Raw genomic sequence first — 25,512 nt, forward strand, 5'->3', positions numbered from 1 at the left:
ACGACCATGGCCAACGCTTCCGCCAACCCGAAGGGCTCCGGCGCCTTGATACGGATCGATTCAGTCACCAAGCGCTATCCGGACGGCACGGTGGCTGTCGACCGGCTCTCCCTGGAGATACCCGACCGCTCGATCACCGTCCTCGTCGGACCCTCGGGCTGCGGCAAGACCACCACCCTGCGGATGATCAACCGGATGGTCGAACCGAGCGAGGGAACCATCCTCCTCGACGGCGAGGACATCCAGCGCCGGCCCGTCACCACCCTGCGCCGCTCCATGGGTTACGTCATCCAGAACGCCGGCCTCTTCCAGCACCGCACGATCCTCGACAACATCGCCACCGTGCCGCGCGTGCTCGGCTGGGGCAAGCAGAAGGCGCGGGCCCGGGCGGCGGAGCTGATGGAGCGCGTGGGCCTCGACGCCGCGCTCGCCAAGCGGTACCCGTACCAGCTGTCCGGCGGCCAGCAGCAGCGCGTCGGCGTGGCCCGGGCGCTCGCCGCCGACCCGCCCGTGCTGCTCATGGACGAGCCGTTCTCCGCGGTCGACCCGGTGGTGCGCAAGGGCCTCCAGGACGAACTGCTGCGCATCCAGGACGAGTTGGGGAAGACCATCGTCTTCGTCACCCACGACATCGACGAGGCGATCAAACTCGGCACGATGGTCGCCGTGATGCGCGAGGGCGGTCATCTCGCCCAGTACGCACCCCCGGCCGAGCTGCTGTCCGACCCGGCCGACGCCTTCGTCGAGGACTTCCTCGGGGCCGACCGCGGCATCCGGCGGCTGTCGTTCTTCCCCTCCGCCGAACTCCCGCTGTCCACCGGCCCGGTGATCCCGGTGGACGCCTCCGCCGAGCAGATCGCCGCCCCCGACGAGCCCTGGCTGCTGGTCACCGACGCTGACGGCAAACCCCTCGGCTGGGGTGAGCGGCGCGACCTGACAGCCGGTGACATCAGGACCGGCCGGCTCGTCGCGCACGGACGGCCCTTCGTCCCCGGCACCGACTCCCTGCGGGCCGCCCTCGACTGCGCGGTGCTCTCCCCGTCCGGCCACGCCGTCGCCGTCGACGGCACCGGCCGCGTGACCGGCGTGGTCTCGCAGGCGACCATCGGCGAGGCGATCCGCAGCGCCCACGCCGGCGGCCACGCGGACGAGGCCAAGGCCGCGTCGTGAACGGCTTCTTCGACATCCCGAGCGACCTCCAGCACAGCTACCAGGGCCTGATCGGACTGCACCTGCGCGAGGCCCTGCTGCCCGTGCTGGCCGGCCTGCTGCTCGCGCTGCCGCTCGCCCAGCTCTGTGTCCGGTTCCGCTGGCTGTACCCGCCGGTGCTCGGCGCCACCACCATCCTCTACGCCGTCCCGTCACTGGCCTTCTTCGTGGTCCTCATCGACTACACCGGCCAGACCGAGCTGACCGTGATGATCCCGCTGGCCGTGTACAGCCTCGTGGTGCTCGTGCCGGCCATCGTCGACGGCGTGCGGTCCGTGCCGCAGGAGACCCTGGCCGCGGCCACCGCCATGGGATTCGGGCCCGTACGCCGCTACCTCCAAGTGCAGTTGCCGATCGCCGTGCCGGCCATCATCGCCGGGCTCAGGGTCGCCACCGTCTCCAGCATCTCCCTGGTCAGCGTCGGCACCCTCATCGGCAACCAGGGAGCCCTCGGCAACCTGCTCGCCGACGCGCAGAAGTACGACCGGCCCGAGCTGGCCGTCAACTCCGTGATCACGACGGCCGTCCTGGCCATCCTGTGCGACGCCCTGCTGGTGCTGCTCCGCGTCGTACTGACCCCGTGGATGCCGAACGCCGCCCGCAGGCGCCCGAAGCCGAGCACGCGGCAGAAGCTGCCCGCCCCCCAGGACGTGACCCGGTGAACGTACTGAACTTCGTCAACGCCTTCTTCAGCGACAGCGCCCACTGGCACGGTTACGACGGCATCCCGCAACGCCTGCTCGAACACATCCAGTACTCGGTCCTGGCCCTGGCCCTCGCCGCCGCGATCGGCCTGCCCGTCGGCCTGCTCACCGGGCACACCGGGCGGGGCGGCAACACCCTCGCGTTCATCGCCACGGCCGCCCGCGCGCTGCCCAGTTTCGGCCTGCTGGTGCTGATCGTCATCATGATGGGCTTCGGGCTGCTGCCCGTGATGATCCCCCTCGTCATCCTGGCCGTACCGCCGATCCTGGTGACCACCTACGAGGCCGTCCGCACCGTCGACCCGTCCCCGGTGGACGCCGCCCGCGGCATGGGCATGCACGAGTCGCGGATCCTCTTCCAGGTCGAACTGCCGGTCGCGCTGCCGCTGATCCTGAGCGGACTGCGCTCGGCCGCCATCCAGATCGTCTCGACGGCCACCATCGCCGCCTACGTCAGCCTGGGCGGCCTCGGCCGGTACATCGTCGACGGGCTCTACCAGCGCGACTACGAGAAGGTGGTCGGCGGCGCCACCCTCGTGGCCGTCCTGGCACTCGTCACGCTGGCGGTGTTCTGGGCGGTGGGCCGCCTGGCCGTGTCACCGGGGGTGCGCCGGCGCTGACGTCCTGACGAGTCTGTGAGAAACCGTGACCAGGCCTCCCTTGACTGATCGTAAAGGGGGTGGATTGGATCGGTGGATGACTTCTACCGCGAAGAGCAGCTGGTCCAGGACGAGGCACACCGGCGCGGCAGTGGCCGCGCTCACCGCCGCTGCGGCACTGCTCGCGGGCTGTTCGTCCGGCGACACCTCCGACGACCCCCTGGCGGGCGAGAAGGCGAAGGCGGGCACCGTCGTCGTCGGCTCCAACAACTTCACCGAGAGCACCCTGCTCGCCGACATCTACGGCGAGGCGCTCAAGGCCAAGGGCATCAAGGTCACCTACAAGCACAACATAGGCAGCCGCGAGACGACGTACGGCCTCATGAAGAACGGCTCCGTCACCGTGCTGCCGGAGTACAACGGCTCGCTGCTCGCCTACCTGGACCCCAAGGCCGAGCAGAAGTCCGCCGAGGCGGTGAACGAGGCCGTCAAGGCCAAGCTCGACAAGAAGCTGACGCTGCTGGAGTCCTCGCCCGCCGAGGACAAGGACTCGGTCGCCGTCAACGCCGAGACCGCCAAGAAGTACAAGCTCACCTCCTCGTCCACCCTCGCGGACCTCAAGGAGGCCGCACCGGACCTGGTGATCGGCGGCTCGCCCGAGTTCCAGACCCGGCACCAGGGCCTGGAAGGCCTGAAGTCCGTGTACGGCCTGGAGTTCAAGTCCTTCAAGGCGCTCGACGCCGGCGGCCCCCTGACCCGGGCGGCGCTGACCAGGAACACCGTCCAGGCCGCGGACATCTTCACCACGGACCCCACCATCGTGAAGGAGAAGTTCGTCGTCCTGAAGGACCCGGAGAACCTCTTCGGGTTCGCCAACGTGACCCCGCTGGTCCACCAGGGCGGCCTCTCCCAGAAGGGCGTCGACGCGCTCGACGCGGTCTCCGCGAAGCTGGACACCAAGACGCTCCTGGAGCTGGACGCGCAGGTGCAGCTGGAGAAGAAGGACCCGCTGGACGTGGCGACGGCATGGCTGAAGTCGGCGGGCCTGAGCTGACGGACTGACGGTCACCGGCCCGGGCGCGCGACCGCCCGGGCCGGCCGCTACGCCTGTACCGCCGACGCGATCAGCTGGTCGATCAGGGCGATCAGCACGTCCCGGCACGACTCCCGGTCCCGCGCGTCGCACAGCAGCACCCGAACGTGCTCCGGCAGCGCGAGCGCCTCCCTGATGTCCTCGGGCGGGTACGGGTGTTCGCCGTGGAAGCCGTTGACGCCCACGACGAACGGAATGCCCCGGCGCTCGAAGAAGTCGATCGCGGCGAAGCTGCACTCGGGTCTGCGCACGTCGACCAGGACCACGGCGCCGAGCGCGCCGAGCGCCAGGTCGTTCCACATGAACCAGAACCGCTGCTGCCCCGGCGTGCCGAACAGGTACAGCACCAGTTCCCGGCTGATGGTGATCCGGCCGAAGTCCAGGGCGACGGTGGTGGCCCGCTTCTCCTCGATGCCGTCGAGGTCGTCGATGCCCAGACCGGCCATGGTCAGGGGCTCCTCGGTGCGCAACGGGACGATCTCGCTGACCGATCCGACCATGGTGGTCTTGCCGACGCCGAAGCCCCCGGCGATGAGGATCTTGACCGTGTCGGGTGCCGATGACGCGTCAGGGGCAAGGTCAGAGCCGGCCAAGGCCGTCCCTCACTTTCTGCAGCAGGTCCAGGTCCGGAGTGGTACGGGAGACGAGGCGCGGCGGGCGGACGGTGATCCGGCCCGCCTCCAGCAGGTCGCACAGCAGGATCACGACCACGCTCACCGGCAGGTCGAGCCGGGCGGCCAGCTCCGCCACGGCGACCGGCTCGGCGCACAGCCGCAGGATCCGGGTGTGCTCGGGCTGACACCGGGCCGCCGTGGCGGGCGGCGGATCGACCGCCGTGACCGTCGATATGAGCGTGAAGTCGGCGCGGCTGGGACGGGTCCGCCCGCCGGTCAGAGCGAACAGCCGGACGAGCCGGCCCGCCGCATCCCCTACGGTCACCTCACACGCCGGGATCGACGACGGGTCCGGCCATGCCCCGCGGTGCCGCGCTGAGGTGCTCGCCGATCTTCTTCACCAGCATGTTCATCTGGTACGCCACCACCCCGACGTCCGCGCCCGGCCCGGTCAGCACGACCAGGTGGGCGCCGGGCCCGGCGGAGGTCAGGATCAGATAGCTGTTGGCCATCTCGATGAGGGCCTGGCGCACCGGACCGCCCCGGAAGTCCATGCTGACGCCCTTGCTGAGGCTCATCAGTCCGGAGGCGGTCGCCGCGAGCCGCTCGGCGTCGTCGCGCAGGAACCCGGTGGACTTGCTGACCACCAGGCCGTCCTCGGAGAGCACCACGGCCTGGTTCACGTCGGCGACCCGCTCCACGAGTCCGGTCAGCAGCTGGTCGAGCTGGGTGTGGGTGGCGGGGATGGGGCGTGTCATTGCGGTGTCCTTCGTCAGCGGTCGGCGGGCGGAGTCGAGGGGACGGGGCCGGCGGCGGCCTGCCGGGGTACTGCGGCCGCCTCCTCGTCGTGGGGCGGCTCGGCGTCGTCGTCACGGGCCCGGAGCGTGCCGCGCTGGAAACCGGCCAGGGAGGAGGCGGCGGCCTCGGCTGTGAAGTCGTCGAGAGAGCCGTCGTCACCGGCGGGCGCGGATTCCTCGCGCAGCTCCTCCACCAGGCTGGTCTGCGGCACTCTGCGGGGGAGCGGTGCGAGACCGTCCCGCCGGGGGACGACCTCGCGGGCGGCGGAGGGAGCGTCGGAGGGGGCGGCGGAGGCGACGCGGGCCGTGACGAGGGGCCGGGGCTCCGGGGCGGGACCGGCGGCGCGTTCCGTCCCCCGGGACGCCTCGGCCCGCCGGGGTACCGCACTCCCCTCGGCGTCCGTCGCACCCCGTCCGTCCACCGCCACCTTCCCGTCCTTTGGGGCGTCCTGGTCCTGCACAGCGCCGCCGGGAATCTCCCGCACCACGATCTCGTGCGGCACCAGCACGATCGCCGTGGTCCCGCCGTACGGCGACGAGCGCAGGGTGACGGCGATGCCGTGCCGGTGGGCCAGCTGGGCGATCACGAACATCCCGAGGCGCAGGTCGTCGGCGAGCGCCACCACGTCGAACTGCGGCGGCACCGCCAGCTGTTCGTTGAAGGACGTGTAGTCCTCCTCCGACATGCCGAGGCCACGGTCCTCGACCTCGACGGCCAGGCCCTTGGCCACCATCTGGGCCCGCACCGTGACGGGGCTCGGGGCGGGGGAGTAGGCGGTCGCGTTGTCGATCAGCTCGGCCAGCAGATGGATGACGTCGGCCACCGCGGGCGGCGCGACGTACACCTCCTCCTCGGTGAGCACCTCCACCCGCTGGTACTCGGCGACCTCCCCGACCGCGCTGCGCAGGATGTCCATCAGCGCGACCGGATCGGCCCAGCTGCGGCCGGGCCGTTCGCCGCTGACGATGACGAGGTTCTCCTCGTAGCGGCGCAACTGGCTGGCCGTGGAGTCCAGTTCGTACAGGCCCTTGAGGACGTCGGGGTCGGTGTGCTCGCGCTCCAGCGTGTCGAGCTTGCTCAGCTGGAGGTTGACCAGGTTCTGGCTCTGCCGCGCTATGCCCAGGATGATCTTCTGGAAGCCGCGCCGGGTGTCGGCGAGTTCGACCGCGGTGTGCACGGCCGTGCGCTGGGCGGTGTTGAACGCCCTGGCCACCTGGCCGAGTTCGTCGTGGCCGTAGTCCAGCTCGGTCGTCGCCGACTCCGGGTCGACCGTCTCGCCCCGCTCCAGCCGCGCCACCACGTCGGGCAGCCGCTCCTGCGCGAGGCTGACGGCGGCCCGGCGCAGGCCGCGCAGCCGCCGGGACAGCGAGCGGGTGATCCGCCACGACATGCCGACGCACAGCAGCAGCGCAAGCAGCCCGCCGGCGCTCAGCAGCGCCGCCTTCAGCAGCAGGGCGTCCGCCTTGTCGGCGCTGCGCTGCAACAGCTCCGACGTCTGCTGCTGGATGAGGCCCGCGTACTGCTCGGACAGCGTCTCCATGGCGCCGGACCACCGCTTCTGCGCGTCCGGCAGGGCGATCCGGTCGGAGGCTGTGCCCGCGTTGCGCGACGCCAGCACCTGGTCCTCGACGGACTGCAGCGTCTGCCAGTCCCGGCTCGCCAGGATCCGCTCGGTCTGCGCCTTGGCGCTGCCCGTCAGCTGCGGCACGACCTGGTCCTTGACCAGCCAGCGCCGGGTGTTCACGAGCTCCGTGAACTGTGTCCACGTCTTGTCGTCCAGATGCCCGGTGGGCCAGGCCAGGGTCAGCTGCGCGTCCTCCCGGGAGACCAGCTCCGCCGCGTGTTCAAGACCGACCAGCGGGCCCGCCTGCGAGGTGAGGTCGCCGTCGTCGACCTGGGACAGCTCCTGGAAGGCGTGGATCTGGTCGTCGATGATCGAGGAGTACTGGTCCAGCGCCTGCTGGGCGGTGATGTCGGTCGGGTCGTCCACCTGGTCCCGGTAGTACTCCAGGCTGCCCACCGAGCCCAGCACCGAGTACAGCCGGTCGGATATGCGGGAGGGCGCCTTCTCGATCGCGTCCGCCTGCCCGACCAGCTTGGCGACCGCCTCGTCGGTCTGCGCGCGCTGCGCGTCGAGGGCGGCCCGGGAGCCCTTCGGCGAGGCCAGCCAGGCGGCCGACAGACTGCGCTCCCGCTGCAGCGCGAGCGTGGCGTCGGTGCCCATGGCGCCGGTCGAGCGGCTGAGCTCCGTCTGGGCGCGCAGCCTGAGGCCCTCCGAGAACATCTGGATCGTCGTCACGCCCCACATCACGGCGAGGGTGACGCTGGGCACGAGGGCCAGGAGCACCAGGGAAAGGCGTATGGAACCGAGGCGGCGCCGGGCACCTGTCCGTCGAGACATCGTCGTCCTAGGGCGATCAGCGGGGGGTGAGGAACGGGGAGGCGGAGCGGTCGGGGGGTGTGGGGGACGGGCGCGGGGGTGGTGCCGTCCCGGGCGCGGCACATGGGATGCGCAGGATGTTATCCGTACAAGTGGGCGTGCGGGCCGGGCCTGACCGAATCTTTGGCGACACCGTCACAGGATGTGTCCGGTCACCGGGTCCCGGCGGCCGCGAACCGCGCCACGGCGGACACGTTCGACCTGGTCACGAACGCGGGGCCGGTCAGCACCGGAGCCGTCCCGCCACCGCTGACATTGCCGTTGGTCCGGTACAGCCACAGGGCGTCCACCGCCAGGTAGCCCTGCAGATACGGCTGCTGGTCCACGGCGAACTGCACTTCGCCGTCCCGGACCGCCTCGACGAGGTCCTTGTTGAGGTCGAAGGTGGCGACCTTCGCCCGGCTGCCGGACTTCCGCACCGCCTTGACGGCGCTGAGCCCGTACTGGGCGCCCAGGGTGACGACCTCGTCGATGCTGGAGTCCTGCCGCAGCCGGGACACGATCGCGGCGGTCACCGCGTTCATGTCGCTGCCGTCCACGTACAGGTTGTCGGTGTCGCCCCCGAAGGTCTTGCGCACACCCGCGCAGCGGGCCTCCAGTGCGACGTTGCCCCGCTCGTGCACCACGCACAGGGCGTGCCGGGCCTTGAAGGCGTCCAGCTTGTCGCCCACGGCCCGGCCCGCGACGGACTCGTCCTGGCCGAAGTACTCCAGGAGCCCGGTCGGCCGCCAGGCGTCGATGCCGGAGTTGAGCCCGACGACGGGTATGCCGGCCGCCTTGGCCTGGGCGACCGGGCCGCGCATCGCCGCCGGCTTGGCGAGGGTCACCGCGATGCCGTCGGCCTTGGCGCGCACGGCGTCCCGCACCAGATCGGCCTGCGCGGCCGGGTCGGCGTCGCTGACGTACGTCAGGTCGATGCCGTCCTTGGCGGCCGCCGCCTCGGCGCCCCTGCGGACCAGGTCCCAGAAGGCGTCGCCCTTGCCGCCGTGGGTCACCAGGGTGACCTTCATCCCGTCGCCGGCTCCGTCCGCCGCGTCCGTCCCGTCGCCGGCCGCGCCGAAGACGGAGCAGCCGGACACCAGCAGACACAGGACGGACGCCAGGGCGGCGACACGGATGCGTCTGACGGAAGTGTGCGGCGGGGGAGGAGTGTTCATGAGGGGCGGACCTCGCTGTGCGGCCGAGCAAGAGCAGGGTGAGAGTGCGTGCGGGGCGGCTGGATGTGCACCGGCCTGATGACTCTCGCTGGCCCGGAGCCAACCGTGTGTGACCACCGCACGTCAAGTGAGCGGCCACATGCCGTGAGTTGATGCTGCCGCATCGTGATGATCTGTCCGACCGGTCGAACAGAGGGATTCCGCTTATGGCTTGCGCGCAACCGCCCCGTACCTCGCGATGTCCTCGTCGCGGATGCTCTCACCTCCGCTTTCCATACCGTCCGTGCGGTTCGGGCGCCACTTGTGGGCCTGGCCCACACCGGGTTCCACCAGGTCGGGATCCTCGAAGAACTCCGCCGCCTCCGCGTGGGTGCGCAGCCGCATCGGCATGCCGCGGGCCGCGTACTCCCGGGCGACCCGGCCGACCTCGTCCGGGGTGAAGTCGGCGGTGCCGACCGACATCGCCGGACAGCTGCCGGAGGGCAGCGGTTCGAGGAGCCGGCGGACGATGCCGACGGCGTCGTGCTCGTCGAGCGTGAAGTGCACGAACGCGATCACCGTCAGTGCGACCGGCTCCGGCAGATCGAGCGTCTCCCGGAACCCGGGGGCGCCGAAGACGGCCGCCGGATCCCGCATGTCCGCCGCCACGTACGCCGTCCTGCCCACCGGCGTGCCGGACAGCAGGCCCCGCGACAGGGCGAGGACGAGCGGGTCGTTGTCGGCGTGGACGGCCCGCGCCCCGGGCGTCGCTTCCTGGGCGATCTCGTGCAGGTTGGGGGAGGCCGGGATGCCGGTGCCGATGTCGGGGAACCGGCGTATCCCCATCTCCCGGGCCAGGTGGCGCACCGCCCGGTGCGTGAAGTCGCGGTTGGCCCGCAGGTGGACGGGCGGGGCGGGCCGCTCGCGGCACATGGCGTCGCCCGCCTCCCGGTGCTCAACGGACCAGCAAGAGGCGGCAGTTGGCCGCCACACGCGATTCGGCCACTCCTCGCCCCGCCAGGCAAGGAACCGCTTGCTCCGGTGGCTTGGGAGGCCCGCCTAGACTGGGGCGGCGCGCAGGGCGACGGAGGCGACGGAAGGGGCGGTGACGGTGGCGGCGAGCGGCGGTGGCTTCGAGGACCCCTCCGCGGACGTGCTCGCCCGGGCGGCCGCGTCCTTCGGGCTGCTCGCCTCGCCCGCCCGGCTGCACATCGTCTGGGCGCTGGCCCGCGGCGAGAGCGATGTGACCGGCCTCGCCGAGCGGGTCGGCGGCGCGCTGCCCGCGGTCAGCCAGCATCTCACCAAGCTGAAGCTGGCCGGACTCGTGCGCTCCCGCCGCGAGGGCCGCCGGCAGGTGTACTACGTCGACGACCCCGACATCGTCGAGGTCGTACACCTCCTGGTGGACCGGCTCTCGGACCGCCCCGCGCCGGCGCGCCGCCGCCTCCATGGCCTCTGAGGCCGCCGGAGGCACCACCCTGGAGGTGCTGCGGCGGCTGGAGTCGGGCCCCCGGGGGCTGACCGAGACCCAGGCCGCGTCGCGGCTGGCCGCCGTCGGTGAGAACACCCTGCCGGACCGCCGTACCCCGTCCTGGCCCCGCCGCTGCGTACGGGCCCTGCGCGACCCCTTCACCGCCGTACTGCTCTGCCTCGGCCTGGTGTCCGCCGCCGTCGCCTCGTGGGGCACCGCCGTGGTGATCCTCGCCCTGGTGATGGTCAGCTGCGCGCTGCGGGCCGGCGGGGAGCACCGGGCCGACCGTTCCCTGACGGCCCTGCGCGAACTGGTCGCGGGCACCGCCACGGTGCTGCGGCGCTCCAAACCCGACGAGCCGCCGGAACCCCGGGAGGTGCCCGTCGGCGAACTGGTCCCCGGCGACGTGCTCCGGCTCGGTCCCGGTGATCTGGTTCCGGCGGACGTACGGCTGCTCCGGGCCCGCGGGCTCACGGTGCACCAGGGGGCCCTGACCGGGGAGTCGGCGCCGGTGGCGAAGCGGGCGGTCGACGAGGACGACCCCGACGAACCCCATCTGTGCTTCCAGGGCAGCACGGTCGCCGCCGGCGGCGCCACCGCCCTCGTGGTCGCGACCGGGGCCGCGACACGGTTCGCCGCCGCCCACCGGACCCCGCCCGCGCCGCGGGAGAGCGGGGCCTTCGACCGGTCCGTGCACGGCATCTCCTGGGTGCTGATCCGGTTCATGCTGCTGACGCCGCCGCTCGTGCTGATGGCGAACGCGACCCTGCGCGACCGCGGCCTGGAGACCCTGCCGTTCGCCGTCGCGGTCGCCGTCGGGCTGACACCCGAGATGCTGCCGGTGATCGTCACGACCTGCCTGGCCCGCGGCGCCGCCCTCCTGGCCCGCACGCACGCCGTCATCGTCAAACGGCTGCCGGCCCTGCACGACCTGGGCGCGGTCGACGTGCTGTGCGTCGACAAGACCGGCACCCTCACCCAGGACCGCCCCGTCGTCGAACGGGCCCTCGACACGGCCGGCCGGGACGACCCCGAGGTACTGCGCTGGGCCGCCGTCGGCGCCTGGTGGACCCTCCAGCTCGCCGAACTGCCCGCCCCCGACGCCCTCGACGAGGCCCTGCTGGAGGCGGCCGGGCCGGTGGGCGAGGAGTACGACGGGGTGGACGCCGTGCCGTTCGACCCCGAGCGGCGGTGGGCGGCTGCGGTGGTCCGAGGCGACCTCGGGCGGCACACCGTCGTCGTCACCGGCGCGGCGGAAGCCGTCCTGGAGCGCTGCGTCACGGCGGCCGGCGAGCGCGACCGGCTGCTCGCCCTCGCCGCCCGGCAGGCGGACGCCGGCCTCAGGGTCCTGGCCGTCGCCACGGCCGACCGCCCCGTCGGCGCCCGCAGCGCCCCTGCCCGTACGGCCGACCCCCGGGGCCTGGCCTTCCAGGGCCTGGTGACCTTCCGGGACGCCCTCGCCCCCACCGCCGCCGAGGCCCTGCGTGAACTGGCCGGACGCGGCGTCACCGTGAAGGTCCTCACCGGCGACCACCCCGCCACGGCGGCCCGGGCCTGCCGCGACCTGGGCCTGGATCCCGGCGACGTACGGACCGCCGCAGAACTCCCCGACGGCCCCGGCGGGGCGACCGTCGTCGCCCGCTGCACCCCGCAGGACAAGGCCCGCCTCGTCACCGCCCTGCGGGCCGCAGGGCACACCGTCGGCTTCCTCGGCGACGGCGTGAACGACGTGGCCGCGCTGCGCGCGGCCGACGTCGGCATCGCGCCCCGCTCCGCCGTCGGCGTGGCACGGGAGAGCGCCGACGTCGTGCTCGCCGACAAGGACCTCACGGCGATCGGCCACGCGATCACGGCCGGCCGGCACGCGAGCGGCAACATCGCCTCGTACCTGCGCGTCACGCTCTCCTCGAACCTCGGCAACGTCGTCGCCATGCTCGCCGCCGGGCTGCTCCTGCCCTTCCTGCCGATGCTCCCGGCCCAGGTGCTCGCGCAGAACCTGTGCTTCGACGCCGCCCAGCTCGCCTTCGCCCACGACCGTCCCGGCGCGGCCGCCCTGCGCGGCCCGGCGGTGCTGAGGCCGCGCTCCTTCCTCCGCTTCGCGGTCGGCTTCGGGATGCTCAACGCTCTGGCCGACCTCGCCACCTTCGCCGTCCTCGCCCTGGCGCTGCACGGCCCGGACGCCGCCGTGGACGACGAGGCCGTGTTCCACTCCGCCTGGTTCACCGAGAACCTGCTCACCCAGGCCGTGGTCATGCTGCTCCTGCGCACGGGCCGGCGTGGCGGACCGGGCCGTGCGCCGGGCCCGGTCGGCCTGGCGGCGGCCGGTCTCGCCGCCGTCGGCGTGCTGCTCCCGCCGAGCCCCCTCGGATCGGCCCTCGGCATGACGGCCCTGCCCGCCGCGTACTACCTGCTGCCGGCCGTCGTCCTCGGCCTGTACGCGCTGGCCCTGGCGGCGGCCCGGACCCGGCACCGGCGCCGTCAGCCGTAGGTGAGGTTCGAGCAGGGGTTGTCGTCCGCGGACCGGGCCCCGTCGGCCACCTCGGACGGCACGGCGGAGGGGGCCGGGGAGGCGGACGCACCCGCCGCCGGGCTGTCCGCGTACGTCTGCCCGAGGACGACGCTGATCCCGCTGCCGGTCACGGACCGCAGCTCGGCCCCGGGGAAGGCCCGGGCGACGGTCCTGGCCCGGTCCTCCAGACCCGGCCCGTACTCGACCAGCGTGGTGGTGTGGCCCTGGTCGGCCGCCGTCGCCGTACCCGTGACGGTGAAGCCGTCGCCGGTGAGTTCGGCGGCGGCGCGGGCGGCCAGGCCGGGAACGGCGGTGCCGTTGTAGACGGCGACGTCGATGCCCGCGCCGGAGACCGGCGGCGTGGGGGAGGCGGCGGCACCGGAACCGGCTTTTCCGGTCTTCTTGCCGCCGGCGTTCTCGCCGTCGATCGTGCGGTCGGACCGGAGCGCGGCCCACAGGGCGTCCGCGTCCGGCTGGACGACCGCCACCCGGGACCCCTCGTAACGCCAGGGCAGGGTGACGAACTTGGTGTTGTGCAGGTCGATGTCCTTCAGGGTCATCGCGAAGGAGATCAGCTTGTCGGCGGAACCGAGGCCGGGGTCGACGGTGAGCGATTTCGTCGCGGCGTCGGCCAGCGGCAGCAGCCTTGTTGGGGTGAGGCCCTTGCTCTTGACCTCCTTCAGCAGGCTCGCCACGAACGCCTGCTGGCGCTTGATCCGGCCGATGTCGGAGCCGTCCCCGATGCCGTGCCGGATCCGGACGTAGTCCAGTGCCTTCCGCCCCGACACGGTCTGCTCGCCCTTGTGGAAGAGCAGCTTGCCCGGGGCGGTGAGATGCGGGTCGAGGTCGTTCTCGTAGACGTCCTGCGGCAGGCACACCCGGACCCCGCCCACCACGTCCGTCAGCTCCGCGAAGCCCTTGAAGTCGACGACGACGGTGTGGTCGACGCGCAGTCCGGTGAGCTGCTCGACGGTGTTCTGGGTGCAGGCCGGGTTGCCCTTCGGCGTCTGGCCGACCGAGTAGGCCGCGTTGAACATCGTGTTCGGCTGGGCCCTGGTCCACGTGCCGTCGGGGAGTTTGCAGGGCGGGATGGTGACCAGCGTGTCGCGGGGGACGGACACGGCGATCGCGTGCCGGTGGTCGGCGTAGACGTGCAGCAGGAAGGCGGTGTCCGAGCGGCCGACGTCGTCCTTGTCGCCGCCGCCCAGCGCGTTGTTGCCGCCGGTGCGCGTGTCCGACCCGATGACCAGGACGTTCTCGCCCTTCGACGAGCCGGCGTCGGGGCGGTTGTCGGACAGGCCGCCGGAGTCGAACGTGCTGATGTCGCCGTCCAGCTTGAGGTACAGCCAGCCGGCGCCGCCCGCGGCGAGCACGAGCAGGGCCAGGGTGACCAGGAGGGCGGTGCGTATGCCCCGGCCGCGGCGGCCGCGCCGGCGCCTGCGATCGCGCGGGGCGGCCCGGTTGCCGTGGGCGGCGCCCCCGCTCCGGTGCCGCGGCGGGTCCGTCCTCCGATTGCTGGTGACCGTCATCGGCGTCTGCTTGCCTCTCGCCCGGGGGTTGTACAGTTGCGCAATGTAGCAACTGTTGGCGAGAGGGAGGGCAGGACATGCTGCGCAACGGACTGGAGCCCTGGCATCTGCTGATCGTGGCGATCGTCGTGATCGTCCTGTTCGGTTCGAAGAAGCTGCCGGACACGGCGCGATCGCTGGGCCGCTCGATGCGGATCCTCAAGAGCGAGGCCAAGGCGCTGAAGGGGGAGGGCGGTTCGGGCGCGGCGCCCGGCGAGCAGACCCGGTCCACCGCGCCCGCGGACGCCGGCTAGAACCCGTCGTCCGGATCGGCCACGGGAGACTCCTCAGGCCTGCCGCGCCGGCGTCGGGGACAGGGTCTTGGCCGCCCGGGCCCGCTTCCGGCGCTGTCTGCGGCTGACGCGGGGTTCCTGGTCCGGGAGCCAGCCGAAGGCGAGGCAGCTGCCGGTCACGCCCAGCAGCAGGCCGACGAAGAAGCCGCCCAGGTTGGACGTCATCCAGGTGCCCAGGGAGACCAGGACGCCGATGACCGAGTAGAACAGGCGCTGGGTGGGGTTGAAGAGGATCAGTACGCCGCACAGCAGCATCACCACCGGGAGCAGGTAGCCCGCCAGGCCCTGCATGCCGACGTGCAGGATGACGTCCAGCGACGCCTTCAGGGTGAGCAGGATCTCCGCCCCGCCCAGGGCGAGCAGCAGCCCGCCCCAGAACGGGCGGCCGGCCCGCCACTGCCTGAAGGCGGGCCGGACTCCCTCACGCGGGCCGCGCGACATCAGCAACCCGATCCGCTGAAGCCCAGCTTCAGGCCCGGCAGCTTGAACACACCGGCCGTCGTCGCGTAGTTGGTCTGCCGCAGGTTGGCGATGTGCACCGTGTCGGACTGCTGGCTGAACACGCCGATCGGTCCACGTCCCTTCGGGCCCGCCTTGTTCAGGGTGCTGGCGTCGTTGCCGATCTCGATGTTGGTGAAGGCCGCGTCGCCGGACAGGTCGGTCGAGTCGGTCGTCAGATCGCTGGCGCGCACCTTCTGCGAGCCCTCACCCGCCCTGATGACCAGGTTCGTGCCGCCCAGGTCCACGCTCTGGCAGAGCTTGGTCAGTGTCGCGTTCTTGATCACGGACGTGACGACCAGCACCTGACCGCCGGTCTCGCCCGCGTTGGGGCTGCCCTCGGCCATCTCGTCCAGGCCGCCGAACTGTGCGAAGCCGGTGCCGTCCAGTTCGGTCGCGGTGACCGTGAAGGGCATGCCGGAGATGGCGAACTGCACGCCCAGGGCGCCCTCGGCGGTGAGAACCGCGAGGCCCGCGGCGGCCAGGGTGGCCGGCACCGCCATCACCGCGGCCCGGCGTGCCCGGACCCGCCCGCGTCGCGCGGGAGCGTCACTGACGTCCGGGGCGGTGGTGCCGTCCGGTCTTTCGGGGGTGTGCTCGGCGGAGGAGGTCATGTCTGCTCCAGGTGCATGTCGGTGCGGATCGGACTTCGGTGGCACGTTGCCCTGGCGCGGACACCGACCGCGTACGCACGTCTCCCGCAACTCCCGGCGGTTGCAAGGGCTTTCTCGTTACGCCGCAGTAGCCGTCGAGGAAGTTACCGGGGGTTACATGAAGGGTCAAGGGAAGTGTGAACAAAGAGTGGTGATTGTGCGCCACGGGTGAGTCGGCGGTTTCCCGAAACGCTCACGATGCTCACAACTCCCCTGCAAGGCCTTGACGTTGACGGACGGGCAGGTCTACAACTCTCCTCGTCCCACCGGATCCGTGGCGCCGGATCCGCCACGCGGCACGTCCGCGTGTCCCGGACCCGCTCGCCCCCGTCAGGGCATCTCGTCGCCCGGTGCGTCCGCACGGGCTTTCCCTCGCCCGATCCCCCCGCCACGGCACGGCCGCTTCCCTGGGAGCCGTGCAACCAGCCACCCCCCGCCCGGCCCGGCCGGAGGTCCCTTCCCGTGTGAACCTCCGGCCGGTGACCGGCCTGCCGTTGCCGGCCCGTCACGTACGGAGAAGGCGTGACGGGCAGGCAACGGCGGACGCCCGGCGCACCCCCCACCCCTCACCCCCCGCTACGGAAAGAGGTACATCCCCATGCGTACGCGCACCCTCATCGCCTTCACCGCCGCCGTCGCCGCCCTGGGCCTCGCCGCCCCCGCCTCCGCGGCCGACACCCCCGTCCTGACCACCGCCGACGGAGCTGCCGTCGCGGTCGGCGACGTCCTCGACGCCTCCCTGGCGAGCGGCACCGCCGCCACCTTCTACTCCAGCGCGACCGGCACCAGCGGCATCTCCTGCACCAAGTCGGCGTTCTCCGCCGCCGTCACCGACAACCCGGCCGCCCCCGGCACCGCCACCGAGTCCCTGACCTCGCACAGCTTCGACACCAGCGGCTGCACCACCAACGTCGTCGGGGTGCTCGGCGTCAGCGGCATCACCGTCGACAACCTGCCCTACACCACCAGCGTGTCCTCCGGCGGCACCGTCTCCGTGACCCCGGCCGCGGGCTCCGCCGTCCAGTCCACCGTCAAGCTGCGCACCCTGCTCGGCACCATCACCTGCGTCTACCAGGCCCCCGGCCTGACCGGCACGGCGAGCAACACCGACAACAGCATCTCCTTCACCAACCAGCAGTTCACCAAGGTGTCCGGTTCGTCGCTGTGCTTCGGCAACGCCTTCTTCACCGCCAAGTACGCCCCGGTGACCAAGGGCGGCGTCGCCGTCGTCGTCAACTAGGCCCGGTCAGCGGTAGTTCAGCGTCGCCGTAGTCGCAGGGCCAGGGCGGCGCCGCCGGCGAGCAGCAGCCCCGCCGCGGCGCCGCCCGCCAGCATGGGCGCGGACGGGCCGGAGGACGGGCCGGACGTGGTGGCCAGCGGCGTGTGGTCGCCCTGGGGCTGCGGGCCGGGGGAGTCCGCGGCGGGGCTCGCCACCGGCTCCTCCTTCTCCGGCTCCCTCTTCTGCTCGGGCTCCTTCTCCTCCGGCTCCTCCGTCTTCCGTTCCGTGCTCGCCTCCTCCTTCCGCGGCGCCTTCTCCGTCTCCTTCTCCGTCTCCGGGAACACCACGTCCGAGCACGAGTAGTAGGTGTCCGGCGTGCTGCTGTTCTGCCAGACCGTGTACAGCACATGGCGCCCGGTCCGGTCGGACGGCAGAGTCGCCTCGATGGGGTACGCCCCGTCCCTCAGGGCCGGGTCCGTCACCTCGGCGAAGGGCTTTTGAGGCAGGTCGGACCAGGACAGCGGCCCGGCCGGGTCGTAGCCGGGCTTCGTCAGATACATCCGGAACGTGCCGGTGTGCGGGATCGTCGACACGTACCGCATCGTCAGCGTCGCGCCGGGCACCATCCGGGTCGACGGCCAGTCGGCGCGGGCGAGGTCGAGACCCCGGTAGGCGGGCAGGCCTCCGCTGCACAGCTTCCCGTCCGGGATCACCGCGCGGTCCCGGCCGCTCACGTTCGCCACCCGCAGGTTGTCCCACGCCGTGAAGGGCGCGCCGTTCGCGGCGACTGCCGCACGGCACGCCGCCGTGCCCGCCCGGTCACCGCCCTCCGGGGAACAGGCCACCACCCGGCTCACCGGGTCCGTCGGCGCCCCGTGCGCGCGGGCGGGCCCCGCCGTCCCGAGCGGCAGCAGCAGCGGGGTCACCAGAGCGGCGGCGAGTGCGGTGCGGTGTGCGGTCGTACGAGGCATCCGTCTGCTTCTCCTCGGCCCGGGCGGCGACGTTCGGTAGTGCAGTACGGGAAAACGGCCCGACGCGTTCATCGCGCCACGACCTGCTGCAAAAGGGGCCATTGAGCGCCCAACTGCCCTCCGTACGCCCGCCATAGAGGGTTGTCGGGCCGGTGGATCGAGGGTTTCCCCCGTATCCCGCTGACCTTTCCTTTGCCTATCGTTCGACCACAGCTGACCCACAGGTAACCCCGAACGGTCCGCTCCCCACACGCCTGGCCGGCCATCGCGTCGCTGTTCGCTTTTCGAACGACCCCCCTCCGCTTCGAGGACGAAGCGACCCCACCGCCGCTCCGCCCAGCCCGGAGTCCGGCCACGAAAGGCAACGACCGTGCGTATCTCCCCAGAGCTCAGACGGAAGCTGATATCCGTCGCCGTCGTCTCCACCGCCCTGCTGACCGCCGCCCCCGCGTCGGTCGCCGTCGCCCAGGAGCAGGCCCCCCGCCCGGCCGCCGTTCCCGCCGCGCAGACCGAGGCCGCCCCGGGTGTCCAGGCCGAGCGCCTCATCGTCGGCTACAAGTCCGGCGCGAGCGAGGCCAAGTCCAACAAGGCGGCGGCCGCCGACGCCGCGTCCAAGGCCGAGAAGACCGGCGAGGAGATCGACTTCCAGCGCCGCCTCGGCACCGGCGCCGCCCTCGTCGAGCTGGGCAGCGACCCCACCCGTGCCGACGTCGCCGACGTCGTCGCCCAGTACCAGGCCGACCCGCAGGTCGCCTACGTCGTCCCGGACCGCCTGAACAAGCCGACGGCCGTCACCCCGAACGACACCGAGTACAGCAAGCAGTGGGACCTGTTCGAGTCCACCGCGGGCATGAACGTCCCCGCCGCCTGGGACACCACCACCGGCAGCGGCGTGACCGTCGCCGTCATCGACACCGGCTACGTCGCCCACTCGGACCTGGCCGCGAACACAGTCGGCGGCTACGACTTCATCTCCGACACCGGAGTCTCCGTCGACGGCAACGGCCGTGACAGCAACCCGGCCGACCCGGGCGACTGGAACAACGCGGGCGAGTGCGGCCCGGGAACCCCCGCGTCCACCTCCTCCTGGCACGGCACCCACGTGGCCGGCACCATCGCCGCCGCCACCAACAACGGCAAGGGTGTCGCCGGTGTCGCCTACGGCGCCAAGATCTCCCCGGTCCGCGTGCTGGGCAAGTGCGGCGGCTACGACTCCGACATCATCGACGCCATCACCTGGGCGTCCGGCGGCAGCGTCTCGGGCGTGCCCGCCAACACCAACGTCGCCAAGGTCATCAACATGAGCCTCGGCGGGGGCGGCGCCTGCTCCAGCGCCACCCAGAGCGCCATCAACGGCGCCGTGAACCGCGGCACCTCGGTCGTCGTCGCGGCCGGCAACGAGAACCAGAACGTCTCCAACGCCTCCCCGGCGAACTGCAACAACGTGATCACGGTCGCCGCGACCAACCGCGCGGGCAGCCGTGCCTCCTACTCCAACTACGGCTCGCTCGTCGACATCGCCGCCCCCGGCGGCGAGACCAGGACCTCCAAGGCCAACGGCATCCTGTCCACGCTGAACGCGGGCACCAAGACGCCGTCGAGCGAGAACTACGACTACTACCAGGGCACCAGCATGGCCACCCCGCACGTCGCGGGCCTCGCCGCCCTGATGAAGTCGGCCAACTCCGCCCTCACCCCGGCGCAGATCGAGTCGGCCATCAAGGCCAACGCCCGTGCCCTGCCGGGCACCTGCTCCGGCGGCTGTGGCGCGGGCCTCGCGGACGCAGCGAAGACGGTCCAGGCCGTCAAGGGCGGTACGTCCACCGGCACCACGTTCTCCAGCACCACTGCCGTCGCCATCCCGGACGCCGGCGCGGCGATCGAGTCGCCGATCAGCGTCACCGGCCGCAGCGGCAACGCCCCCTCGGCCCTCCAGGTCGGCGTCGACATCACCCACACCTACCGAGGTGACCTCGTCATCGACCTGGTCGCGCCGGACGGTTCGGCGTACCGCCTGAAGGCCGCCGCGTCGGACTCCGCGGACAACGTGAACACCACCTACACGGTGAACGCCTCCAGTGAGGTGGCCAACGGCACCTGGAAGCTGCGCGTCCAGGACACCGCCGCCCAGGACACGGGCACCCTCAACGGCTGGAAGCTGACCTTCTGATTCCTGCGAATCTCCTTCGGGAACTCTGAACGAGGCAGGCCGCGAGCAGGCGGGCCGGCCGGTGCGGATGGGGCACCGGCCGGCCCGCCTTTACGTCCGGCCCCGGATTCCCCACAGTTAGATACCGAACGCGCTGTTTTCTTTCACCAGTTGCGCTTGTTTTGCCGGATGTGCACCCGCACTCCGGCAAACTGGTGTGATGGGGGCCGTCTCAGGGTGAGTTATCGTGTACGGGGGGTAAAAACAAACGGCATGACCCGTTCATTTCCGTCCCGGGAGAGTTCAGCCGATGGCGAGGCAGTTGCGAGCCGAGCAGACCCGCTCGACGATCATCACGGCCGCCGCTGACCTGTTCGACCGTCGCGGCTACGAATCGACCAGTCTCAGCGACATCGTGGAGCACGCCCACGTCACCAAGGGCGCCCTGTACTTCCACTTCGCGGCGAAGGAGGACCTCGCCCACGCGATCCTCGAACTCCAGTCCCACACGGCCCGCCGGCTGGCGACGGAGACGGACAACCGCGGCCACACCTCCCTGGAGGCGCTGATGCGCCTCACGTTCGGCATCACCCGCATGTCCGTCGAGGACCCGGTGCTGCGGGCCGGGCTGCGGCTCGCCACGGGAGGGATCCGGCCCAAGCCGCCCCTGAGCCACCCCTTCACCGAGTGGCTGGACATCGTCACGACCCGGCTCGTCGGCGCGGTCAAGGAGTCCGACGTCCATCCGGACATCGACATCGACGTCGTGGCCCACTCGTTGGTCTGCTTCTTCGTCGGCACCCGCGTCGTGGGCCGCTCCCGCGAGCCGGTCGCGCGCCAGCCCCGCCGCACGGCCGAGATGTGGAACATACTCATCCGCGGCCTGGTCCCGGTGACCCGCCGGGCCCGCTATCTGAGCCTGGCGGCCCGTCTGGAGCGGGAGATCGCACCGGTGTGACCGGGGGTGCGCCCGGCAGTCGGGCCCGTGCGGCGGGCACGCGCATCACCACGGCGTACCCGCGCGTTACCGTGAGGCCCATGCCCGACACCCCCTCCGCACCCCTGCTCCTCGGCAACCAGCCGGGCTCCTTCCCCCACAGCGTGCTGGCCGAGCGGCACCCCGCGATCATCCAGCAGGTCCGCGAGGCCTTCCCGTACGAACCCGGGCAGCACCGCGCCCTCGACGAACTGCTCGCCAACTGCACCGGGGGCGAGATCGAGCCCCTCCCCGCCGACGCGCACGACCGGGACCACTGGGAGACCTGGGGGCTCGGCGAGTACACCGGCCGCTCCTGGTTCGACGTGCCGTGGCTCTGGTCCGAGAGCTGGTTCTACCGCCGACTGCTCCAGGCCGTCGGCTACTTCGGCCCCGGCCCGTGGCAGGGCGTCGACCCCTTCCGCCCCTTCAAAGTCGCCGAACTCGACTCCGCCGAGACCGATGAGGAACTCGCCGCACTCGACGGCCTCGCCGGCCGCCCCGCCGCCGAACAGGCCCAGGCCCTGCTGCACGGCTCCCTGTGGGGCAACCGCGCCGACCTCGGCTTCCGCCTCTCCGCCGAGGGCGCGCGGGCCGCGGACGCCGCGCCCGGGCTGGTCGCCGACGACAGCGACCGGCTCTGGTCGCTGCTGGACAAGGCCGACGGGGGCACGCTGTACCTGGTCGCCGACAACGCGGGCCGTGAACTCGTCCCCGATCTCCTCCTCATCGCACACCTCCTGCACAGCGGCCTCATCGCACAGGCGGTCCTGCACGTCAAGCCGTACCCCTACTACGTCTCCGACGCCACCACCGCCGACGTCGTCGACGCCCTGCGCCGGCTGACCGGGGCCCAGGGAGCGGCCGCCGCGTACGGGCGACACCTGTGGTCCGCCCTGGGCGACGGGCGTCTCACCCTGCGCGCCCACCCCTTCTCCAGCGCCCCGCTGCCGTACGCGGAGATGCCCGGCGACCTGCGCGCCGACTTCGCCGCGGCCACCCTCACGATCGTCAAGGGCGACCTCAACTACCGCCGACTGGTGGGCGACCGGCTCTGGGAGCCGACCACGCCGTTCGCCGAGGTGGCCACCTGCTTCCCTGGCCCGGTCGCCGCCCTGCGCACCCTGAAGTCCGACGTGATCACCGGCCTCGACGCACACACCGAGGCCGCCCTGGTCGCGGCGGAGGAGCAGCGCTGGCGCACCAGCGGCACACACGCGCTGATCCAGGTCCGGGACGTCCCCTGATTCACGCGATGGTGTGATCATGTGCCACTCGGCGGATGCCGTCGCGGGGCACCGGGTAGGGCCCGGCCATGACGCAGCCGTTCGAACTCCCGCACTTCTACCTGCCGCATCCCGCGCGGCTGAACCCGCACGTCGACGAGGCCAGGGCCCATTCGACTCGGTGGGCGCGCGAGATGGGCATGCTGGAGGGATCCGGCGTCTGGGAGCAGGCCGACCTCGACGCGCACGACTACGGCCTGCTCTGCGCCTACACCCACCCCGACTGCGACGGCCCCGCCCTCTCCCTCATCACCGACTGGTACGTGTGGGTCTTCTTCTTCGACGACCACTTCCTGGAGATGTACAAGCGCAGCCAGGACCGCACCGCCGGCAAGGCCCACCTGGACCGGCTGCCGCTGTTCATGCCGCTGGACCTGTTCGCTCCCGTGCCGGAACCGAGGAACCCGGTCGAGGCGGGCCTCGCCGACCTGTGGGCCCGCACGGTGCCGAAGATGTCCGAGGCCTGGCGGCGCCGCTTCGCCGTGGCCACCGAGCACCTCCTCAACGAGTCGATGTGGGAGCTGTCCAACATCAACGAGGGGCGGATCGCCAACCCCGTCGAGTACATCGAGATGCGCCGCAAGGTCGGTGGCGCCCCCTGGTCGGCGGGGCTCGTGGAGTACGCGACCGCCGAAGTACCCGCCGCCGTAGCCGGGTCCAGGCCGCTGAGGGTGCTGATGGAGACGTTCTCCGACGCCGTGCACCTGCGCAACGACCTGTTCTCCTACCAGCGCGAGGTCGAGGACGAGGGCGAGAACAGCAACGGCGTGCTCGTCCTGGAGACCTTCTTCGGCTGCACCACCCAGGAGGCCGCCGACACCGTCAACGACGTCCTCACCTCCCGCCTCCACCAGTTCGAGCACACGGCGTTCACCGAAGTGCCCGCCGTGGCCCTGGAGAAGGGCCTCGGGCCGGACGAACTCGCGGCGGTGGCGGCGTACACGAAGGGGCTGCAGGACTGGCAGTCCGGTGGCCACGAGTGGCATCTGCGCTCCAGCCGCTACATGAACGACAACGCGCTGCGCGGCGACGGCCCGTGGCCCGGATGCTCCGGCATCGGCACCTCCGCCGCCGACGTCCGCGCCCTGCTCGCGACGGCCGGGGCCGAGCGGCGGCTGCGCTCGTACACGCACGTGCCGTACCAGAAGGTCGGACCGGCGCGGATCCCCGACATCCGCATGCCGTTCCCGCTGGAGCTCAGCCCGCACCTGGACAACGCCCGCCAGAGCCTGCGCCACTGGGTGGAGCGCATGGGCATCCTCGCCGAGGGCGTCTGGGACGAGGACAAGCTCCGCGCCTACGACCTCGCGCTCTGCTCGGCCGGCCTCGACCCGGACGCCACGCGCGAGGCCCTCGACCTCAGCGCGCAGTGGCTCGCCTGGGGCACCTACGGCGACGACTACTACCCGCTGGTCCACGGCCACCGCCGCGACCTCGCCGCCGCCCGGCTGACCACGGCCCGCCTGTCCGACTGCATGCCGCTCGACGGTGCGGAGCCGCCGCCTCCGGCCAACGCCATGGAGCGTGGCCTGGCCGACCTGTGGGCACGCACCACCGCGGACATGACGCCCGACGCGCGGCGCACGTTCAAGGCCGCGGTCGACGTCATGACCGAGAGCTGGGTGTGGGAGCTGTCCAACCAGCTCCAGAACCGCGTGCCCGACCCGGTCGACTACCTGGAGATGCGCCGGGCGACCTTCGGCTCCGAGCTGACCCTGAGCCTGTGCCGGATGGGACACGGACCGGCCGTCCCGCCCGAGGTCTACCGCAGCGGCCCGGTCCGCTCCCTGGAGAACGCCGCGATGGACTTCGCGTGCCTGGTCAACGACGTATTCTCGTACCAGAAGGAGATCGAGTTCGAGGGCGAGATCCACAACGCGATCCTCGTCGTGCAGACCTTCTTCGGCTGCGACTATCCGACCGGGCTCGGCATCGTGCACGACCTGATGAGCCAGCGCATGCGCCAGTTCGAGCACGTCGTCGAGCACGAACTGCCCGTCCTGTACGACGACTTCCAGCTCACGGGCGAGGCGCGCGCGGCGATGGGGAGGTACGTGGCGGACCTGCGGAACTGGCTGTCCGGCATCCTCAACTGGCATCGCGAGGTGGACCGCTACAAGGACGCGTGGCTGTCCCGCCGTGCCCACGGCTTCCTCCCGGACCGGCCGCCGGCCGGGCCGGTCCCCGCCCTGCGCTGAGCGCCCCGCCTGCTCCACGGCTCGTACCGCACCCGGCGACCGGTGCGGTACGAGCCGTGTCCGGGCTGTGCCCGTGTCCGGGCTGTGCCCGTGCCGTGCCCGTGTCCGGTCCGCCTCCGGACGTGCCGGTCCCGGTTAGCCGTCCGGTTCGCCTCCGGACGTGCCGGTCCTGGTCAGCCGTCCGGTTCGCCTCCGGACGTGCCGGTCCTGGTCAGCCGTCCGGTTCGCCTCCGGACGTGCCGGTCCTGGTCAGCCGTCCGGTTCGCCTCCGGACGCCCCGGCCCGGTCAGTCTCACTCGTTCGTGGCTCGTCGGCCGCCGATGTGCCGGGTAGAGCACCAGCCGTGATCGTTCCGGGATCCGCCGGAGGCGATCGGCACCATCCGGAGGCGAGCCATGGAACAGACCGCGCTGCGACCCAAGCCGATGCCGGGGCAGGAGCCCGAGGGGGCCGCGCAGGCGACGGGCCCCGGCCCGTCACGGCCCCGCCCGCACGCCGCCCGGCGCCGGGGGAGACGGCTCCTCAACGTGCTGCTCGCCGGATGCACCGGCGCGGTCCTGGTGCTGTCCGGGATCGGCCTCGGGGCGATGGGTGCCACGGTGCTCGGCAAGGGCGGGCGCTTCGACCCGCGGGGGTGGCACTCGGCCTCGCCCCCCGGCCCTCCCCGCTCCGCCGCCGCCTCCGTGCCCGCCGCCGCGACCCTCGGCGTGCAGGTCATGGACGCCCGGAAGCCGGGGGCCGTGGTCGTGGGGCTGCACGTCCCCGGGCCGGCCCAGGCCGCCGGGCTGGTGCGCGGCGACGTCCTCCTCGCCTTCGGCACGACCCGGATCGACACGGCCGCCGATCTGGTCCGGGCCGTCGCCCGCACCCGCCCGGGCTCCGAGGTCAGGCTGACGGTCCGCCACCGCAGCGGTGGCTACGAGCAGCTGACCCTCGTACCGGCCGTCGCCGCGTGAAGCCGCCCGCACGGCACGACCCGGGACTCCGGGCGTCCCTGCACCGATCACCGATGGAAAGACGACACCAAGCATGAGCGCGGGCGCCTGAGCAGCCCTGCGCCGTCGGACAGGTTGTCCGGGTGAATGCCCGCAGACCGCTCGCGCCGCCCCCTCCGGCCGGGCAGGATGC

22 protein-coding genes and 1 pseudogene are annotated in these 25,512 nt (G+C 72.1%); 13 read left to right on the forward strand and 10 right to left on the reverse strand.

Going from position 1 to position 25,512, the window contains the following annotated elements; all coding sequences use genetic code 11:
* Positions 1–45 precede the first annotated feature (45 nt).
* The 4 genes from A4E84_RS31115 to A4E84_RS31130 all read left to right on the forward strand — a co-directional run bounded on the left by A4E84_RS31115 (position 46) and on the right by A4E84_RS31130 (position 3,566).
* The gene (locus A4E84_RS31115) at positions 46–1,170 is read left to right on the forward strand and encodes an ABC transporter ATP-binding protein (RefSeq protein WP_062931672.1); all 1,125 of its coding nucleotides are present in this window, start codon (positions 46–48) and stop codon (positions 1,168–1,170) included.
* Entirely contained in the window at positions 1,167–1,871 is a 705-nt protein-coding gene (locus tag A4E84_RS31120) for an ABC transporter permease (RefSeq protein WP_062929723.1), read from the forward strand. Before A4E84_RS31115 ends, A4E84_RS31120 begins: the two co-directional genes overlap by 4 nt.
* Positions 1,868–2,533: an ABC transporter permease gene (locus A4E84_RS31125; RefSeq protein ID WP_062929724.1), complete on the forward strand. Its 666-nt coding sequence runs from the start codon at positions 1,868–1,870 to the stop codon at positions 2,531–2,533. Before A4E84_RS31120 ends, A4E84_RS31125 begins: the two co-directional genes overlap by 4 nt.
* A gap of 76 nt (positions 2,534–2,609) precedes the next feature.
* Positions 2,610–3,566: an ABC transporter substrate-binding protein gene (locus tag A4E84_RS31130; RefSeq protein ID WP_062929725.1), complete on the forward strand. Its 957-nt coding sequence runs from the start codon at positions 2,610–2,612 to the stop codon at positions 3,564–3,566.
* Positions 3,567–3,613: 47 nt separating this feature from the next.
* Here the strand turns inward: A4E84_RS31130 and A4E84_RS31135 are convergent, their stop codons facing one another.
* The 6 genes and pseudogenes from A4E84_RS31135 to A4E84_RS31160 all read right to left on the reverse strand — a co-directional run.
* Positions 3,614–4,198: a GTP-binding protein gene (locus A4E84_RS31135; RefSeq protein WP_062929726.1), complete on the reverse strand. Its 585-nt coding sequence runs from the start codon at positions 4,196–4,198 to the stop codon at positions 3,614–3,616.
* Positions 4,185–4,544 carry a DUF742 domain-containing protein gene (locus A4E84_RS31140; protein ID WP_062929727.1) on the reverse strand — a complete coding sequence of 120 codons (360 nt, stop codon included), beginning with the start codon at positions 4,542–4,544 and terminating at the stop codon, positions 4,185–4,187. Before A4E84_RS31140 ends, A4E84_RS31135 begins: the two co-directional genes overlap by 14 nt.
* 1 nt (position 4,545) lies before the next feature.
* Positions 4,546–4,977 (reverse strand): roadblock/LC7 domain-containing protein, encoded by a 432-nt coding sequence (locus tag A4E84_RS31145; RefSeq protein WP_020271575.1) that lies wholly within the window; start codon positions 4,975–4,977, stop codon positions 4,546–4,548.
* A 14-nt stretch (positions 4,978–4,991) separates the two neighbouring features.
* Entirely contained in the window at positions 4,992–7,418 is a 2,427-nt protein-coding gene (locus A4E84_RS31150) for a sensor histidine kinase (protein ID WP_062929728.1), read from the reverse strand.
* Between the two features lie 191 nt (positions 7,419–7,609).
* A complete protein-coding gene (locus A4E84_RS31155; protein ID WP_062929729.1) occupies positions 7,610–8,614 on the reverse strand; it encodes a substrate-binding domain-containing protein in 1,005 nt (334 codons plus the stop codon).
* Positions 8,615–8,818: 204 nt separating this feature from the next.
* Positions 8,819–9,544: pseudogene (locus A4E84_RS31160) on the reverse strand (SAM-dependent methyltransferase); the annotation flags it as partial.
* 160 nt (positions 9,545–9,704) lie between these two features.
* On the opposite strand from A4E84_RS31160, the gene A4E84_RS31165 reads away from it, so the two are divergent.
* Together A4E84_RS31165 and mgtA are read left to right on the forward strand one after the other, a co-directional pair.
* Complete coding sequence (locus A4E84_RS31165) at positions 9,705–10,052, forward strand: ArsR/SmtB family transcription factor (RefSeq protein WP_062931673.1); 348 nt, start codon at positions 9,705–9,707, stop codon at positions 10,050–10,052.
* Positions 10,042–12,552, forward strand: coding sequence for a magnesium-translocating P-type ATPase (mgtA, locus tag A4E84_RS31170; RefSeq protein WP_062929731.1), 2,511 nt, complete (start codon positions 10,042–10,044; stop codon positions 12,550–12,552). Before A4E84_RS31165 ends, mgtA begins: the two co-directional genes overlap by 11 nt.
* Here mgtA and A4E84_RS31175 read toward each other — a convergent pair.
* Positions 12,543–14,102: an LCP family protein gene (locus tag A4E84_RS31175; RefSeq protein WP_062929732.1), complete on the reverse strand. Its 1,560-nt coding sequence runs from the start codon at positions 14,100–14,102 to the stop codon at positions 12,543–12,545. The two genes, mgtA and A4E84_RS31175, sit on opposite strands and share 10 nt — an antisense overlap.
* Positions 14,103–14,179: 77 nt before the next feature.
* Here A4E84_RS31175 and tatA point away from each other — a divergent pair, with 77 nt between their 5' ends.
* Positions 14,180–14,395 carry a Sec-independent protein translocase subunit TatA gene (tatA, locus tag A4E84_RS31180; protein WP_062929733.1) on the forward strand — a complete coding sequence of 72 codons (216 nt, stop codon included), beginning with the start codon at positions 14,180–14,182 and terminating at the stop codon, positions 14,393–14,395.
* 33 nt (positions 14,396–14,428) lie between these two features.
* Here tatA and A4E84_RS31185 read toward each other — a convergent pair whose 3' ends face one another.
* Together A4E84_RS31185 and A4E84_RS31190 are read right to left on the reverse strand one after the other, a co-directional pair.
* Positions 14,429–14,875, reverse strand: coding sequence for a DUF6114 domain-containing protein (locus A4E84_RS31185; protein ID WP_062929734.1), 447 nt, complete (start codon positions 14,873–14,875; stop codon positions 14,429–14,431).
* Complete coding sequence (locus A4E84_RS31190; RefSeq protein WP_062929735.1) at positions 14,875–15,546, reverse strand: DUF6230 family protein; 672 nt, start codon at positions 15,544–15,546, stop codon at positions 14,875–14,877. The genes A4E84_RS31185 and A4E84_RS31190 overlap by 1 nt, the downstream gene beginning before the upstream one ends.
* 637 nt (positions 15,547–16,183) lie before the next feature.
* On the opposite strand from A4E84_RS31190, the gene A4E84_RS31195 reads away from it, so the two are divergent.
* Positions 16,184–16,825, forward strand: a complete 642-nt coding sequence (locus A4E84_RS31195; protein ID WP_062929736.1) for a hypothetical protein — start codon at positions 16,184–16,186, stop codon at positions 16,823–16,825.
* Between the two features lie 17 nt (positions 16,826–16,842).
* Here the strand turns inward: A4E84_RS31195 and A4E84_RS31200 are convergent, their stop codons facing one another.
* A complete protein-coding gene (locus A4E84_RS31200) occupies positions 16,843–17,775 on the reverse strand; it encodes a lytic polysaccharide monooxygenase auxiliary activity family 9 protein (RefSeq protein WP_062929737.1) in 933 nt (310 codons plus the stop codon).
* 370 nt (positions 17,776–18,145) lie between these two features.
* Here A4E84_RS31200 and A4E84_RS31205 point away from each other — a divergent pair, with 370 nt between their 5' ends.
* The 5 genes from A4E84_RS31205 (at position 18,146) to A4E84_RS31225 (ending at position 25,340) form a co-directional block, all read left to right on the forward strand.
* Positions 18,146–19,945, forward strand: a complete 1,800-nt coding sequence (locus A4E84_RS31205; RefSeq protein WP_062929738.1) for a S8 family peptidase — start codon at positions 18,146–18,148, stop codon at positions 19,943–19,945.
* A gap of 289 nt (positions 19,946–20,234) precedes the next feature.
* Positions 20,235–20,882, forward strand: a complete 648-nt coding sequence (locus tag A4E84_RS31210) for a ScbR family autoregulator-binding transcription factor (RefSeq protein WP_062929739.1) — start codon at positions 20,235–20,237, stop codon at positions 20,880–20,882.
* Positions 20,883–20,962: 80 nt separating this feature from the next.
* The gene (locus tag A4E84_RS31215; protein ID WP_062929740.1) at positions 20,963–22,147 is read left to right on the forward strand and encodes a damage-control phosphatase ARMT1 family protein; all 1,185 of its coding nucleotides are present in this window, start codon (positions 20,963–20,965) and stop codon (positions 22,145–22,147) included.
* 68 nt (positions 22,148–22,215) lie between these two features.
* On the forward strand, positions 22,216–24,384 hold the full coding sequence (gene cyc2 / locus A4E84_RS31220) for a germacradienol/geosmin synthase Cyc2 (RefSeq protein WP_062929741.1): 2,169 nt from the start codon (positions 22,216–22,218) through the stop codon (positions 24,382–24,384).
* A gap of 395 nt (positions 24,385–24,779) precedes the next feature.
* The gene (locus A4E84_RS31225) at positions 24,780–25,340 is read left to right on the forward strand and encodes a PDZ domain-containing protein (protein ID WP_062929742.1); all 561 of its coding nucleotides are present in this window, start codon (positions 24,780–24,782) and stop codon (positions 25,338–25,340) included.
* Positions 25,341–25,512: the final 172 nt, after the last annotated feature.

Origin of the sequence: Streptomyces qaidamensis, assembly GCF_001611795.1 — a bacterium.
Classification (GTDB): domain Bacteria; phylum Actinomycetota; class Actinomycetes; order Streptomycetales; family Streptomycetaceae; genus Streptomyces; species Streptomyces qaidamensis.